The sequence below is a fragment of the Methylobacterium sp. Gmos3 genome (genome assembly GCF_056430985.1).
Genome location: NZ_JBWJYL010000005.1, coordinates 319,519 through 335,382 on the forward strand (window position 1 = coordinate 319,519; position 15,864 = coordinate 335,382).

Below are 15,864 nucleotides of genomic sequence, written 5' to 3' on the forward strand. Positions count from 1 at the left end.
AGCCCTAGGCCGCGCGGGCGGGCGGGGCTTTGATCTCGCTCAAACGGCGGGCAATCCGCTTCCTCCCCGTCATTGCGAACGGAGTGAAGCAATCCAGGGAGACGCCACGACCGGAGCCGTCCCGCTGCCCTGGATTGCTTCGCCTTGCTCGCAATGACGGTGTGGACGCGGGCCGCCGCGCTCTACCGCCCCCCACCCAAACCGTGGACATACACGGCCAGGGACTTGATCGTCGCCGGGTCGAGGCGGCCTTCCCAGGCGGGCATCACGCCCCTGCGGCCGTTGGTGATCGTCGCCACCACCTGCTCCGGCGCCGAGCCGTAGAGCCAGATCGCGTCCGTGAGGTTCGGGGCGCCCATCTCCGGGTTGCCCTTCGCGCCCTCACCGTGGCAGGCGGCGCAATTGCCCGCGAAGACCTCCGCGCCCTTCTCGGCGCTGGCGCCGGCCACCCCCGGCTTGCCCGAGAGCGAGAGCACGTAGGTCGCCGCCGCCTCGACCTCCGGGCGGGTGAGGATGCCATCGCGGCCGAAGGCCGGCATGTCGCCGACATGCGCCTCGCTGTGGCCGGAGCGGGCGCCGAAGCGGATCGTGCGCTCGATCTCTTCCGGGGCGCCGCCCCACAGCCAGTCGTCGTCCTGCAGGTTCGGGTAGCCGATCCGCCCCGTCGCCGCGGTGCCGTGGCAGGCGGCGCAATTGTCGCCGAAGGCCGCCTTGCCGGTGGCCAGCGCGAGGCGCAGCAGGGCCGGGTCGGCGCGGATCTCCGCCACCGTGGCGCTGGCGAGTTGCGCCCGGCCGCGGGCGTCGCGCTCCTTGCGCACCGCCTCGATCTCGCCGAGCACCCTCGCGCGCTGGGAATAGCCGAGCAGGCCCGCCGTATAGCCGCCGACCATCGGCCAGGCCGGGTAGAGCACCCAGTAGCCCATCGACCAGACGATCGTCGCGTAGAGCGTGTAGAGCCACCAGCGCGGCAGGGGGTTGTTGTATTCGCGGATACCGTCCCACGCATGGCCCGTGGTCTGCGGGCCATCGGCGGGCTGGCCTGAAGGGCGCGACTCGGCCACGGCTCAATCCTCGATCAGGGGGAGATGGGCGGCCGCATCGAACCGGGAGCGGTTGCGCGGCCAGAAGGCGTAAATCGCGACGGCGGCGAAGACGCCGACGAAGTACAGGAGGCCGCTGGTCTGCGCGAAGGCGGCGGCGCTTTCGTAGGTCATGGCCCTCACCTCAGGTTCTTCTTGTCTTCGTAGATCTTGAAGTCGACCATCGTGCCGAGCACCTGCAGGTAGGCGACGAGGGCGTCGATCTCGGCGACGCGGCCCTTCTCGCCCGCGAACTCGTGCAGGGCGGCGCCGGGATAGCGGCGCTGGAGGTCGGCGGCGCCGGGGCCGTCGGGGTCGAGCTGCGCCTTCAGGTCGGCGCGGGCCAGCGCCACCATCTCGTCGCTGTAGGGCACGCCGAGCGCGCGGTTGGCCGTGAGATCGTCGGCGATGGCCTCGGCGTCCAGCGGCCGGTCGAGGAAGGCGTAAGGGGGCATGATCGAGGCCAGCACCACGGCGCGGGGGTCGCGCAGGTGCTCCCGGTGCCACTGGTCGGAATACTTAGCCCCGACGCGGGCGAGGTCCGGCCCGGTACGCTTCGAGCCCCATTGGAACGGGTGGTCGTACAGGCTCTCGGCGGCCAGGGAGAAGTGGCCGTAGCGCTCGACCTCGTCGCGCATCGGCCGGATCATCTGGCTGTGGCAGAGGTAGCAGCCCTCGCGGATGTAGATGTTGCGGCCGGCGAGTTCGAGCGGCGTGTAGGGGCGGACGCCCTCCACCGTCTCGATCGTGCTCTTCAGGTAGAAGAGCGGCGTGATCTCCACGAGGCCGCCGATGGCCACGACGATCAGCGCGCCGATCAGCAGGAGGATGGAGTTCTTCTCGAAGGTCTCGTGCCTCTTCCAGAGGCCGGGCTGGGCGGTGGCCATCGGGCTGGTTCCGTGATGCGCGGGAGGTGGGGGCCGCCCGCATCGGCGGCCCCGGGGGATGTCACTCGGCCGGGGCGAGGGCGGCGGGGCCGGGCAGCGCCTCCTCGGCGGAGGCCGTCTTGCCGGCGATCGTCATGGCGAGGTTGTAGGCCATGATCAGCGCGCCGATCAGGAACAGCACCCCGCCCAGCGCCCGCACCAGGTAGTAGGGCTGCATCGCCTCGACGGTCTCGACGAAGGAGTATTCGAGGAAGCCGAGGGAGTTGTAGGCGCGCCACATCAGGCCCTGCATGATCCCGGCAACCCACATCGAGGTGATGTACAGGACGATGCCCAGCGTCGAGATCCAGAAGTGCCACTCGACCAGCTTGAGGGAGTAGACCTCCTTACGGTTCCACAGCCACGGGACGAGGCAATACAGGGCGCCGAAGGAGATGTAGGCGACCCAGCCGAGCGCGCCGGAATGGACGTGGCCGATGGTCCAGTCGGTGTAGTGCGAGAGGGAGTTGACCGCCTTGATCGCCATCATCGGCCCCTCGAAGGTGGCCATGCCGTAGAAGGCGAGCGACACCACCATGAAGCGCAGGATCGGGTCGGTGCGGAGCTTGTCCCAGGCGCCGGAGAGGGTCAGCAGCCCGTTGATCATGCCGCCCCAGGAGGGCATCCACAGCATGATCGAGAAGGTCATGCCCAGCGTCTGCGCCCAGTCCGGCAGGGCCGTGTAGTGCAGGTGGTGCGGCCCCGCCCAGATGTACATGAAGATCAGCGCCCAGAAGTGGATGATCGACAGCCGGTAGGAGTAGATCGGCCGCTGGGCGCGCTTCGGGACGAAGTAGTACATGATGGCGAGGAAGCCGGCGGTGAGGAAGAAGCCGACCGCGTTGTGCCCGTACCACCACTCGATCAGGGCATCCTGCACGCCCGAAAAGATCGGGTAGGACTTCGAGCCGAACACCGTCACCGGCAGGGCGAGGTTGTTCACGATGTGCAGCATCGCGATGGTGACGATGAAGGCGAGGTAGAACCAGTTCGCCACGAAGATGTGGGGTTCCTTTCGCTTCCAGATCGTGCCCAGGAACACCAGCAGGTAGACGACCCAGACGAGGGTGAGCCACAGGTCGGCGTACCATTCGGGCTCGGCGTATTCCTTCGACTGGGTCACGCCCATCAGGTAGCCGGTGCCGGCGATCACGATGAACAGGTTGTAGCCGAGCACCACGAACCAGGGCGCGAGGTCCCCGGCCAGCCGCGCCCGGCAGGTCCGCTGCACGACGTAGAGCGAGGTGGCGATCAGCACGTTGCCGCCGAAGGCGAAGATCACCGCCGAGGTGTGCAGCGGCCGCAGGCGCCCGAAGGTCGTGTATTCGAGGCCGAGGTTCAGGGCCGGCGCCCAGAGCTGGAAGGCGATGAGGCAGCCCACCGTGAATCCGGCGATGCCCCAGCCCATGGCGGCGACGGTCGCGAACTTGACCGGCCCGAGCGTGTAGTTCGGCCGTCCGTCGATCTCCTGCGGCGGGGCCGCCACGGGCCGCGCCTCGTAGCGCTTCAGCAGCGCCGCGAGCCCCGCCGCCCCGGCGAGGGCGAACATCGCCATGTGGATGCCGAAGGGCGCGTCCACCGCCCGCGCCGAGGCGATGGCGCAGAGGAAACTGCCGACGAGCAGGAACAGGCTCAGGCCCGCCTCCCCCTCCGTCATGTATTTGCGACCGGATATGGCGGCCATGGCTCGCTCGTGACGCCTCGCGCAGGGATCGATCCTGTCGCGATTAGGCGCCGGGCGGCCTTGCGACCTTGACCTGAATCAAAAGGTCCCGCAGCCCTTCTGAAGCGGGGCGGAACGGCCGGGCGATTGCCCTATAGTCGCCGCGGGTACGAATGGGGGCAGGCGATGTCAGGGACGGTCCAGGCGGACATCAATCCCTTTGTCCGCAAGATCGAGAGCATCGCGCTGTTCGAGCTGTCGGAGGCCGAGCGGGCGGCGCTCCTCGGGCTGCCGCTGCACGTGGCGGAATACGAGACCGGGCAGGACATCGTGGTCGAGCACGACCGGCCGAACCGGTGCTTCGCCGTGCTGAGCGGGATCGCTGCCACCTACAAGACCACCGAGGACGGGCGGCGGCAGGTGACGGCCTACCACGTCCCCGGCGACGTGCCGGACTTCCAGAGCCTGCACCTGGAGGTGCTGGATTTCAGCATCTGCGCCGTGGCGCCGCTGCGCATCGGCTTCGTGCCGCACGATGCCCTGCGCGCGCTCTTCGCGAGCCAGCCCCGCCTGGGGGATGCGTTCTGGCGCACGACGCTGATCGAGGGCTCGCTCGCCCGCGAATGGATGCTCAACAACGGCCGTCGCGAATCCTACCCGCGCATGGCGCACCTGTTCTGCGAACTGATGCTGCGGCTGGAGATGGTCGGCCTCGCCAGCGACTATTCCTGCAGCCTGCCCCTCACCCAGTACGAACTCGGCGACGCGCTCGGCATCACCTCGGTCCACGTGAACCGAATCCTGAAGGAACTGCGCGAGAGCGGCCTCATCACCCTCAGCGGCGGGCGCCTGACGATCCACGACTGGGACGCCCTCACCAAGGCCGGCGAGTTCGATCCCACCTACCTGCACCTGCGCAGCACGGACGAGTGAGCCTCAGCCGGCCGCCGCGAGGCGCGCCGGGCGGACGGCATCCTGCGCCCCGGCATGGCAGACGCGGTCCCGCCCCTGCCGCTTGGCGGCGTAGAGGGCCGCATCGGCGCCGTCCATCCAATCCTGCAGGCTCGCGGCCGGGGCGAGGCCGCCATGGGCGACGCCGACGCTGAGGGTGAGGATCCCGCGCGGATGGTCGTCATGGGGCAGGCCCAGGGCGGCGACGCCCGCGCGGACCGATTCGGCCAGCATCGCCGCCTCACCGGGTCCGCAGGCGACGAGGACCGCGAATTCCTCGCCGCCGACCCGGAAGGCGCTGCCGCCGGCCTGGGCCGCCCGCTCGCTCAGCACGGCGGCGACATGCTTCAGCGCCCTGTCGCCGGCCGGGTGGCCGTAGCGGTCGTTGAAGCCCTTGAAGTGGTCGGTGTCGATGCTGAGCAGCGCCCAGCGCGCCCGCTCGGCGGAATCGGCGCAGCGGGCGACGGCGCGCTCGAAATGCCGCCGGTTCCACAGGCCGGTCAGGGCGTCGGTGGCGGCCAGCCGTTCGAGTTCGGCCCGGGCGGCGAGCGCTTGCCGCTCCGCACGCGCCCGGCGGCTGAATTCCCGGTGCAGCAGCCCCACCACGCCGAGGACGGCGAGGCTCAGGAGCAGCGCCAGCGCCAGGACGAAGCGGCTCTGCGGCAGCCACGCCTGGTCGATGGCCGAGATCGGGAGCGACACCGACAGGCGCAGCGGCCAGGGGGCGACCTGCCGCTCCTCGCGCAGGCCCGGCGCATCGGAATCGGCGGCCTGCCCGGTGTTCATCACCTCGCGGCCGTCCGTGAAATCGAGGCTGACGGTGAAGGCGCTGTTGCCCTTCAGCCGGTCGAACACCTCCCGGAAATAGGCGAGTTCGATGGCGCCGACGATGACACCGGCGAAGCTTCCGTCCGTATAGGCGAAGCGGCGGCTGAGGGGGATCATCTCGCGTCCGCTCAGGCGCGTCCGCCACGGGCGGCCGATGAACAATCCGGCTTCGGGATTGTCCCGGTGGATCGTGAAGTAGAGCCTGTCGGCCCCGTCGAGGCGGCGCGGGACGAGGGAGCCGGAATCGAGGAAGGCCTTGCCCGTCTCGTCGAGGACGAGGATCGCGCCGTAGCCCCGCGCCTGCGACACCCGGTCGAACAGGGCGAGCTGGCGCAGCTCCGACGACGCCCCGGCGAGGACCGGAAGGTTCAGGCGGCTCGCCACCGTCTGGAGGGAGAGGTCGTAGAGTTCGATGTCGCGGGAGATCGCCCGCTCGCTGGTGCCGAGCAGGCCCAGGGCGTCGTGGCGCGCGGTGTCCCACGCCTGGCGGCGCAGGTCGTGGATCATCCAGGCGGTGTAGATCCACATCCCGCCGATGACCACGAGGGCGAGGGCGGCGAGGAGCCGTCGCGGGGTGACGGGCGCCGAATCCCGCGCCGCCCCCGCATCGGTGGCCCGCGCCTCTGCAACCCGGTTCGCGTACATCGTCCCTCGTCGGCTCGGCCGAACACCGCCCGTCCCTCATCACAGGTTGCTCATCCGGTGTTAGGGAAAACTTTCGGCGGCGGCCCTGTCATGGCTTTATCCCCCCTGAAACAGGAGTTGTTTCGACTATTCTGCGGGCGTCCTCTTCCGGTTCGGCTGATTTTCCGATGAGCGGGACTGTTCCATCGGGCCATCGCCGCTCACCGGAACGGCGCGGGGAGGGCCGGCGCTCGGCCAGGGCAAGGTTCTTGGGCGAGGTTCTCGGATTGTCCGGTTGCCGACGGGCCGCGATCATCCTCGCCCCTTTTGGGCGATGGTCGCCGCCATCTACAAGCACCGCTCCCTGCCCATCGTAGACTGTCGGTGCAGCCTGAGGTTGCCGCCCCAAGCAACATCACGCGCTAAACTTTAGATCTGGCCCCACATTCTGAAAATAATCAGACATCTATATCCGTATATTTAAGTTAAAAAATGAAATCGAAAATGAATTTCGCCAGATTCAGACGTTATTAATGAGGCCGCGCCGAGGCGGTGTATAGAATTTGTCAACAACAACCTGGCATTGTGTCGCCAGGGAAGCGGCGTGCCCGCTTCACCCCGTCTCACTCTCGCGTGGACGCCATGTCCAGCCAAGGTCTCAGGATGTTCAGCACGGCAGGCATCTCCGACGGGGTCGACGCGGCGGCGCGGATCGGGACGGTGGCGTCCATCGACGGCCTGAAGGTCCACCTCGCCCTCGAATCGCAGGCGGGACGGCAGGGCCAGCGCGTGACGGTCGGCCGGTTCGTGCGGCTCCATGCCGGAGGCGCGATTCTGGTCGGCATCATCACCGCCCTCACCTCGCGCGGCGAGCCCGGCGGCGGCCTGACGGCCTTCGCGGGATTGGATCTCCTGGGCGAGATCCTGACCGAGGGCGAAGCCAAGCGGTTCCGCCGGGGTGTGGCCCGCTATCCGGCCATCGGCGACGAGGTCGACCTCCTCCCGCCCTCGGATGTGCGCGTGGTCTACCAAGTGTCGGGCAGCGACATGGTCTCGGTCGGCACCCTCTACCAGGATCCGGAGACGCCGGCCTGCATCCGGGTCAACGACCTCCTGTCCAAGCACTTCGCCGTGCTGGGGGCGACCGGGGTCGGCAAGTCGAGCGGCGTCGCGGTGATTCTCGACCGGGTGCTGGGCGTCCAGGAGAACGTGCGCGTCTTCCTCCTCGACGTGCACAACGAATATGCCTCGTGCTTCGGGGACAGGGCGAACATCGTCACCCCGCGCAACCTCAAGCTGCCGTTCTGGCTGTTCAACCTCGAAGAGATCACCGACGTGATCTATGGCGGGCGCCCGCCGGTCGACGAGGAGATCGAGATCCTGGCCGAGGTCATTCCCCTCGCGAAGACCAAGTACCTTCAGTACAAGGAGGCGGCCGACCGGCAGGTCGTCAAGCGGGGCCTCAACAAGAACGCTGGCTTCACCGTCGACACGCCCGTCCCCTACACGCTCCAGGACCTGACGCTCCTCATCGACGAGCGGATGGGCCGCCTGGAGAACCGCGCCTCGCGGATGCACTATCACCGGCTGATCTCGCGGATCGAGACGATCCGCAACGATCCCCGCTACGGCTTCATGTTCGAGAACGCCAATGTCGGCGGCGACATGATGGGCGAATTGCTGGCCCACCTGTTCCGGCTGGAGCCGGACGGGCGGCCGATGACCATCATGCAGCTCGCCGGCCTACCGACCGAGGTGGTCGACGCGGTGGTCTGCGTGCTCTGCCGCCTCGCCTTCGAATTCGGGATCTGGAGCGAAGGCGCCGTTCCGCTGCTCCTCGTCTGCGAGGAGGCCCACCGCTACGCCTCGGCGGACCGCTCCGTCGGCTTCACGCCCACCCGCCGCGCCCTGTCGCGGATCGCCCGCGAGGGCCGCAAGCACGGGGTCTTCCTCGGCCTCGTCACCCAGCGCCCGGCCGAGCTCGACCCGGCGATCATCTCCCAGTGCAGCACCCTGTTCGCCATGCGCATGACGAACGAGCGCGACCAGGCCTTCCTGGCCGCCGCCGTCTCGGACGCGGTGAACCTCCTCGCCTTCGTGCCCTCGCTGGGCACGGGCGAGGTGATCGCCTTCGGCGAGGGCGTGCCGGTGCCCGCGCGCATGACCTTCAGCCAGTTGCCTCCGGGGCGCCAGCCGCGCAACGACGTGAGCGGGCGGATCACCGAGGAAGGGCGGATCGCGGCCAACGGCCCGTTCGTCGGGGCCGTGGTGGAGCGCTGGCGCGCCGCCACCATGAGCAAGCCCTCCAGCCTCGACGGCGAGGGCTCTGTGGCCGCCCGGCTCGCGCGCGAGCCCGGCGCGGAGCAGGGCAACGGCCCCGCCCTGGATCAGGCCCACCGCCGTCTGCTCCGCCGCCCCCTCGAGGGCGGCGACGCTCCCGCCCCCATCGCGGCGGAGGCCGGCAGCCGCCTCGTCCGGTCACTGTGGCAGCAGGAATGAGCGTGCCCGAGACGGCCCATCCCAGCCATCGCCGCCACCTCCTGGAGGCCGCCATCCAGGCGCTGCCCGTGGGGATGGTCGTGCACGACGCGCAGGGCCATTGCATCCTGGCGAACGCCGCCGCGCGGATTCTCGACCCCGACGCCGCCCTCGACCTGCCCGCCATCGGCGGCGTCCCCTCCCCCGGCGCGGCGGTGGCCGAGGTGGGCGAGCGGGTCGTGGAGGCGCAGGCGAGACCGCTCGCCGTCGACAGCGAGGACTTCACCCTCACCACCCTCCTCGACGTCACCCAGCACCATCGCATCCAGCGCGACCTGATCGGCCGGGCCTATATCGACGCGCTCACCGGCCTGCCGAACCGGCTGATGTTCGAGCAGAGCATCGAGGAGCTGATCGCCCAGGCGCGGCTGTCGGACCGCTTCGCCCTGGCCTTCATCGATCTCGACAACTTCAAGCACATCAACGACTATTACAGCCACGCGGCGGGCGACATGCTGCTGCGCAAGGTGGCCGACCGGATCCGCGGCTCGCTGCACCCCGGCGACATGCTCGCCCGGCTCGGCGGCGACGAGTTCGTGCTGCTGCTGAACCCCGTCCTCGACCGCGACGCGACCCTCGCCTCCGTCTCCGCGATCTCCGATCGCCTGAAGCAGCCCTTCTTCATCGACGGCCACGAGATCTTCGCCTCGGCCTCCATCGGCCTGAGCCTCTTTCCCGACCACGGCACCACCTACGAGACCCTGCGCCGCCAGGCCGACAGCGCCATGTACCGGGTGAAGGGCAGCGTGAAGGGCGGCGTCAGCATCTTCGAGGAGGCGATGAGCCAGGCCGCCACCGCCCGCATGGCGGTGGAGCAGCGCCTGCGGCTCGCCATCCGCGACCGCTGCTTCTGCTGCGCCTTCCAGCCCAAGGTCGACATGCGCACCCATGCCGTGAAGGGCGTGGAGGTGCTGCTGCGCTGGCGCGACGAACTCGGGGTGATCCAGGCACCGGGCGACTTCGTCGGGCTCGCCATCGAACTCGGGCTCATCAACGAGATCACCCTCCAGGTGCTCGCCGAGACCGTGCGGGCGATCCCCGACCTCGACGACATGTTCGGGACCGAGATCACGGTGAGCCTCAACATCGCGGCCAAGCAGGCCTGCGACGTGCCGTTCATGACCGCGTTCTGCGAATCCCTCGGACAGACCGGCCTCGCCTCGCGCTTCATCCTCGAACTGACCGAGGAGGCCTTCTTCACCAAGGGCCGGTTCCAGCGGGAGGTGCTGCCGCGCATCCGCGCCATCGGCGCGCGGGTCTCCATCGACGATTTCGGCGTGGGCTATTCCTCGCTGGCCGCGCTCGCCGAGATCACGGCGGACGAGTTGAAGATCGACCGCTCCTTCATCACCGACATCCACCAGCGCCCGCGCAGCCAGATCGTGCTCAAGGCGATCGAGTCCCTCGGGATGGCGCTCGGCATGTCGGTGGTCGCCGAGGGGGTCGAGACGCACGAGGAGGTCGCCTACCTGCTGGCCGCCACCCAGATCCGCTGCGCGCAGGGCTTCTACTTCGCCAGGCCGATGCTGATCGAGCAGATCCGCATGGAGCATGGCCGCTCCACCGGCGAGCGCCCGGTGGAACGCCAGCGCCGCACCGCCACGATGCGCGAGCCGCTGATGCGCCGCCACGGCTGAGCGTCGGGCGCGGGTGAGTTGAAGCGGGGCTCCCAAAGGGCTAGCCCTGTGGAAAGCTTGACCGTCCCGATGCTCGACGCCGCACCGCTCGCCCACATCCCCCTGCGCTTCCGCCGTCACCTCGTGCGCGCCGTGTCGGCGCTGTTCGAGGAGTTCGAGGAGGCGCAGAAGGGCAAGCTCTCCGACAAGGCCAAGCGCGGGCGCATCCTCAAGGTGATCCTGTACGGCTCCTTCGCCCGGGGCACATGGCGCGAGGATCGCGGGACCGGCTACGTCTCGGATTTCGACCTGCTCGTGATCGTGAACTACGAGCATTTCACCAGGGATTTCGAGGCGTGGGAGTGGTTCAACGAGCGCTTCGGTCGGGAAGCCCTGTGGGTGACCAGGGCCCGGCCGTCGCCGAACCTGATCGTCCACAGCTATGCGGATGTGAACGACCAACTCTCCCGGGGCCGGCCGTTCTTCGCCGACATCGCGCGTGAAGGCATCGTGCTCCACGAGGTGCCGGGCTACCCGCTGAGCGAGATCGGGCCGCTCTCGGACGAGGTGCGGCGCGAGGAAGAGTGGATCCACTACGACGTCTGGTATCCGAATGTCGCGTCCAGGCTCGAAGTCGTTCAAGTTTTAATGCGGCACGACGAACTCAACCAAGCCGCATTCCATCTGCATCAATGGGCCGAGACCACTTATCATTGCGTCCTTCTGGTCCTGACGCTGTATAGCCCGAAGCTCCATTCCCTTCGCGAGCTTCGGCAGAAGGCGGAAAACCTCGATTATCGCCTCGTGGAGGCATGGCCGCGCAACACGCGCATCGCCCGCCGCCGCTTCCAACTGCTCCACGACGCCTACGTGAAGGCGCGGTACTCTTACAGATACGAGATCACGACCGAGGAGTTGTCGTGGCTGATCGAGCGCGTCGAGGTGCTGAGCCGCCTCGTCGCCGAAATCTGCGCGGAGCGCCTCGGCGAGAGGCCAAAGCGCCCCTGAGACCCCCTCCCCATCGGGTGGCCGTTGCAGGCGGCCCCTCAGGCGGCGCGCACGGTCGCGAGGAAATGCTGCATCTCCGCCGAGAGCCGTTCGGATTGACGGGAGAGTTCCGAGGCCGCGCCGAGCACCTGGCTCGCCGCCGCGCCGGTCTCCTCGGCGGCCCCGGCCACGCCGGCGATGTTGCTCGTGACCTCGCCCGTGCCAACCGCCGCCTCGGAGACGTTGCGCACGATCTCCTGGGTGGCGGCGCCCTGCTCCTCGACGGCGGCGGCGATGGAGGTCGTCACGCTGCTGATCTCCTGGATCCGCGCCGTGATCGCCCCGATCGCCGACGCCGCCTGGCCGGTGGAGGATTGGATCTGCGCGATCTGGCCCGAGATCTCGTGGGTCGCCCTGGCCGTCTGCTCGGCGAGGGCCTTCACCTCCGATGCGACGACCGCGAAGCCCTTGCCGGCCTCCCCCGCCCGCGCCGCCTCGATGGTGGCGTTGAGGGCCAGGAGGTTGGTCTGGCCGGCGATGGTCGAGATCAGGTCGACCACGGCACCGACGCGGCCGGCGGCCTTGTCCAACTCCTGCACGATGGCGACGGTCTGGTCCGCCTCGCCGACCGCCCGGCTCGCGAGATGGGCCGATCCGACGACCTGGCGGCCGATCTCCAGCACGGAGGAGCTCAGTTCCTCGGCCGCCGCCGCCACCGTCTGGACGTTCGTCGCGGCCTGACCGGCCGCCGCCGCGACGGCGCTCGACTGGGTGGCGGTCTCCGTGGCCGTGCCGCTCATGGCGCCGGCGGTGGCCTGCAGCTCGGTGGCCGAGGAGGCCACCATGCCGACGATGCCGCCGACCGCCGCCTCGAACCCGTCCGCCAGCTCGATCATGGTGCGCCTGCGCTCCAGGGCGGCGGCCTCGTCGGCGAGGCGCTTCATCTCGGCCTCTTCCAGCGCCTTGCGGGCGACCATCGCCTTGATGCCCTCGACCGCCTTGCCGACGGCGCCGATCTCGTCGCCGCGCCGGGCCTCGGGGATCTGCGCGTCGATGTCCCCCTGCGCCATGCGCTGCAGCACCGCGACGAGGCTGCCGAGGGGGCGCGTGATGCCGTAGACGGCGATGGCGCCGAGCAACCCGAAGGCCGCGAGGAAGCCCACCACCGCGATCTCGGTGAGGCTCCGCGTGGCGGCGGCGGCGACGTCGCTCGCGCGGTGTTTCTCCGCCTCCAGCGCCGCGACATTGGCGGTCACCCGGGCGTTCAGCGCCTCCACGAGGGCCTTGCGCGCGGTGCGTCCCTCGCCGTTCGACAGCTTGGCCGCCGCCTCGGCCTTGGCGTGCAGGGCGAGATCGACCGCGCCGCGCGAGGTCGCGAAGAAGCGGGCCGTCAGATCCGCCAGATGCGTGTTGATGGCGCGGAGGTCGGGCGTCTCGGAGAGCCGGACGAGGGAGGCCGCCGCCCGGCCGGCGGTCTGCTCCAGCGCCGCGTGCTCCTCCCGCAGGACCGTCCCGTCGGCCCCGTCGCCGATGATGAGGTTCTTCTCGCGGATCGTCGCCTCGTTCGCGGCGACGGCGAGTTGCAGGACCAGGATGGCCCGCTGCGCGTTATGATCGACGATCTGCCGGGTGTTGGAATCGAGCGAGGCGAGGCTATCGCGCGCCAGGATGACCATCCCGGCGCAGACGGCCATCAGCAAAGCGGCGGGAATGGCAAGCTTCGTGACGAGCTTGAGGTTTTTGAAGACTCTCATCGATCAAGGCCACCCGGGACTGCCGTATCGTCCCCCGCGTCCCTGGCGAGGGCCCCGCGACCTTGAGGTTAATTGATTGTCGGCTGCTTAATAATTCGCTCTCTGGTTGTATAAATTTGCCTGTGGTTCGGGACCGCGAATCGTGACTTGGCGGGATTGTCCGGGTTGCTTGATCGCTACGTCACCGGCTTGCCCGATCATCGCATGCGGATGTCGACCCCGGTCGCGATGGGCGGGGGGAGAAACCTGATCTGCCGGAGATGATGGCCGTGCCGTTCTGTCGGCCCAGGCCCTGGCTGACTTTTGCCCGTATCAACGGGATCTGGCGGAGGGAGCGGGATTCGAACCCGCGATACGGTTTCCCGTATACACACTTTCCAGGCGTGCGCCTTCAACCACTCGGCCACCCCTCCGGACCGGCGGCCGGCGCCCGGCGTGGGGCCGGGCGCGGATCGGGCCGCGCGGAGGGCGTCCTGTATCCTGCGCGGGGGCCTTCACGCAAGGCGGGGCGGGAGGATTTTCGCAAGCCCCCGCCCCTGCCCTGTATCGGCGCCCCGCCCGGCGTCACTCGTTCTCGTCGAGGTGGAAGCGCACCTGTTCGACATTGGCGCGCTCGAAGGCCTGCATCACGTGCTGGTACGAGCGCTCCATTTCGGTCGGCGCGTCGCCGGGCGTGTCCTCGGGCTTCAGCACGAACATCAGCATCGACCGGCCCGTCACCTCGTAGGGCTGCGCGAAGCCGAAGCTTTCCGCGTCCTGGCTATCGGGCAGGTTCGTGTCGAGGAGCCGCGTCCAGGCCTCGCCCCCCACCGTCTCCGGCAGGTGGAACGTCACGAGGTCGTGGTAGGCGTTGAACAGGAGGAGCAGCGTCGCGTCGCCGCCCTTCCGGTGCAGGCCCGTCGCCTGGGCGCGGCCGTCGAGGCGGACGGCGAAGGCGCGGGCTTCTCCGTCGCTCCAGTTCTGTGCGGCCATCTCGCTCCCGTCGGGGCGGAGCCACGTCACGTCCTGGACACCGAATTCCTCGTCGTAGCGCCCGGTGAGGAACCGGCCGCGGTTGAGGATCGGCAGGGCGTTGCGCAGGATGACCAGCCGCTGCGTGAACTCCGCGAGGTCGCGCTCCTCCGCACCGATGGCGCCCCAATCCAGCCAGGAGATCTCGTTGTCCTGGCAATAGGCGTTGTTGTTGCCCTTCTGGGTGCGGGCGAACTCGTCGCCGGCGAGCAGCATCGGCGTGCCGCGCGAGAGGAACAGCGTCGCCAGCATGTTGCGCATCTGGCGCAGCCGCACCGCGCGGATGCCCGGATCGTCGGTCGGACCCTCGACGCCGTAATTGTAGGACAGGTTGTGCGAGTGCCCGTCCCGGTTGTTCTCGCCATTCGCCTCATTGTGCTTGTCGTTGTAGGCGACGGTGTCGTGCAGGGTGAAGCCGTCATGCGCGGTGAGGAAGTTGACGCTCGCCCAGGGCTTGCGCCCGCGCTTGTCGAACTTGTCCGCCGAGCCGCTGATGCGGGCGGCGACATCCGGCAGGAGGCCGCCGTCGCCCTTCCAGTAGGCGCGGACGTCATCGCGAAAACGGTCGTTCCACTCGGCCCAGCCCGGCGGGAAGCCGCCGACCTGATAGCCGCCCGGCCCGCAATCCCACGGCTCGGCGATGAGCTTCACCGAGTTCAGCACCGGATCCTGCCGGCAGGTGTCGAGGAAGCCGCCGCCCTCGTCGAAGCCGTAGGGCTCGCGGCCGAGGATCGTGGCGAGGTCGAAGCGGAAGCCGTCGACGCGCATCTCCGTCGCCCAGTAGCGCAGCGAATCGGTGACGAGCTGCAGCACCCGCGGATGCGAGAGGTTGAACGTGTTCCCGGTGCCGGTGTCGTTGATGTAGTAGCGCTTCTCGTTCGGCAGCAGCCGGTAGTACGAGGCGTTGTCGATGCCCTTGAACGAGAGGGTCGGCCCCTTCTCGTTGCCCTCCGCCGTGTGGTTGTAGACCACGTCGAGGATCACCTCGAGGCCCGCCCCGTGCAGGCGGGAGACCATCTCCTTGAACTCGGAGAAGGCGAAGTCCGGCACCGCCGCGTAGCGCCGGGCAGGGGTGAAGAACGAGATGGTGTTGTAGCCCCAATAGTTCACGAGGTTCTTTTCCTGCAGGTAATCGTCCTGCACGAAGGAGTGAACCGGCAGCAATTCGACCGAGGTGACGCCGAGGCTCTTGATGTAATCGAGCACCTCCGGCGTGCCGAGGCCGGCATAGGTGCCGCGCAGCTTTTCCGGGACCTTCGGGTGGAGCTTGGTCAGGCCCTTCACATGGGCCTCGTAGAAGATGGTCCGCTCCCAGGGCACGTTGGGCTTCTGGTGGCGGCCCCAGGTGAAGGCGGGGTCGATCACCCGCGAGCGCCGGGTGAACGGGGCGGAATCGCGCTCATCGAAGGTGGTGTCGTCGCCCGATTCCATCTTGTAGCCGAACAGGGCCGGGTTCCACGTGATGGAGCCGACGAGGCCCTTGGCGTAGGGGTCGATGAGCAGCTTGTTCGGGTTGAAGCGGTGCCCGGCGGTGGGCTCGTAGGGGCCGTGGACGCGGAAACCGTAGATCGTGCCGGGCCGGGCATCGGGCAGGTAGCCGTGCCAGATCTCGTCCGTGTACTCGGGCAGGTCGATCCGCTCGATCTCGCGCTCGCCCTGGTCATCGAACAGGCACAGCTCGACCTTGGTGGCGTGCGCCGAGAACAGGGCGAAGTTCACACCCAGCCCGTCCCAGGTGGCGCCGAGCGGATAGGGCAGACCCTCCAGGATGCGCGAGCGGGCCGCACGGGCCTGGAACGTCGAACGGGGGGAATCGGACATGGGGTCTCCGGCGCTCCGCCCGCCACGTCGCGGCGGGGGCATTCCGGGAACGTGCCGGGCACGGCG

11 protein-coding genes and 1 tRNA gene are annotated in these 15,864 nt (G+C 68.8%); 4 read left to right on the top strand and 8 right to left on the bottom strand.

Translation table 11 applies throughout. The features are described from left to right. Positions 1–182: 182 nt before the first annotated feature. The 4 genes from ccoP to ccoN all read right to left on the bottom strand — a co-directional run bounded on the left by ccoP (position 183) and on the right by ccoN (position 3,689). Positions 183–1,061, bottom strand: a complete 879-nt coding sequence (gene ccoP / locus ACS5Q7_RS12645) for a cytochrome-c oxidase, cbb3-type subunit III (RefSeq protein ID WP_478339658.1) — start codon at positions 1,059–1,061, stop codon at positions 183–185. A 3-nt stretch (positions 1,062–1,064) separates the two neighbouring features. Next, positions 1,065–1,214, bottom strand: a complete 150-nt coding sequence (locus tag ACS5Q7_RS12650) for a cbb3-type cytochrome c oxidase subunit 3 (protein WP_478339659.1) — start codon at positions 1,212–1,214, stop codon at positions 1,065–1,067. Positions 1,215–1,219: 5 nt separating this feature from the next. Further along, positions 1,220–1,966, bottom strand: coding sequence for a cytochrome-c oxidase, cbb3-type subunit II (gene ccoO, locus ACS5Q7_RS12655; RefSeq protein ID WP_478339660.1), 747 nt, complete (start codon positions 1,964–1,966; stop codon positions 1,220–1,222). A 61-nt stretch (positions 1,967–2,027) separates the two neighbouring features. Then, a complete protein-coding gene (gene ccoN / locus ACS5Q7_RS12660; protein WP_478339661.1) occupies positions 2,028–3,689 on the bottom strand; it encodes a cytochrome-c oxidase, cbb3-type subunit I in 1,662 nt (553 codons plus the stop codon). Positions 3,690–3,854: 165 nt separating this feature from the next. Between ccoN and ACS5Q7_RS12665 the strand changes: the two genes are divergently transcribed. Then, the gene (locus ACS5Q7_RS12665; protein ID WP_478339662.1) at positions 3,855–4,601 is read left to right on the top strand and encodes a Crp/Fnr family transcriptional regulator; all 747 of its coding nucleotides are present in this window, start codon (positions 3,855–3,857) and stop codon (positions 4,599–4,601) included. 3 nt (positions 4,602–4,604) lie between these two features. On the opposite strand, the gene ACS5Q7_RS12670 is transcribed toward ACS5Q7_RS12665, so the two are convergent. Next, a complete protein-coding gene (locus ACS5Q7_RS12670) occupies positions 4,605–6,092 on the bottom strand; it encodes a GGDEF domain-containing protein (RefSeq protein WP_478339663.1) in 1,488 nt (495 codons plus the stop codon). Between the two features lie 642 nt (positions 6,093–6,734). Here ACS5Q7_RS12670 and ACS5Q7_RS12675 point away from each other — a divergent pair. The 3 genes from ACS5Q7_RS12675 to ACS5Q7_RS12685 are packed head-to-tail and all read left to right on the top strand — an operon-like array spanning position 6,735 to position 11,233. Then, positions 6,735–8,570: an ATP-binding protein gene (locus tag ACS5Q7_RS12675; RefSeq protein ID WP_478339664.1), complete on the top strand. Its 1,836-nt coding sequence runs from the start codon at positions 6,735–6,737 to the stop codon at positions 8,568–8,570. A 2-nt stretch (positions 8,571–8,572) separates the two neighbouring features. Beyond that, complete coding sequence (locus tag ACS5Q7_RS12680) at positions 8,573–10,246, top strand: putative bifunctional diguanylate cyclase/phosphodiesterase (RefSeq protein WP_478339665.1); 1,674 nt, start codon at positions 8,573–8,575, stop codon at positions 10,244–10,246. A gap of 57 nt (positions 10,247–10,303) precedes the next feature. Then, positions 10,304–11,233: a HEPN domain-containing protein gene (locus ACS5Q7_RS12685; RefSeq protein ID WP_478339666.1), complete on the top strand. Its 930-nt coding sequence runs from the start codon at positions 10,304–10,306 to the stop codon at positions 11,231–11,233. Between the two features lie 38 nt (positions 11,234–11,271). On the opposite strand, the gene ACS5Q7_RS12690 is transcribed toward ACS5Q7_RS12685, so the two are convergent. From ACS5Q7_RS12690 to glgX, 3 genes are all read right to left on the bottom strand, one after another. Further along, a complete protein-coding gene (locus ACS5Q7_RS12690) occupies positions 11,272–12,966 on the bottom strand; it encodes a methyl-accepting chemotaxis protein (RefSeq protein WP_478339667.1) in 1,695 nt (564 codons plus the stop codon). Positions 12,967–13,289: 323 nt separating this feature from the next. After that, positions 13,290–13,379 (bottom strand) — tRNA-Ser (locus tag ACS5Q7_RS12695). Positions 13,380–13,530: 151 nt separating this feature from the next. Continuing rightward, positions 13,531–15,798, bottom strand: a complete 2,268-nt coding sequence (glgX, locus tag ACS5Q7_RS12700) for a glycogen debranching protein GlgX (RefSeq protein WP_478339668.1) — start codon at positions 15,796–15,798, stop codon at positions 13,531–13,533. Between the last annotated feature and the right edge of the window lie 66 nt (positions 15,799–15,864).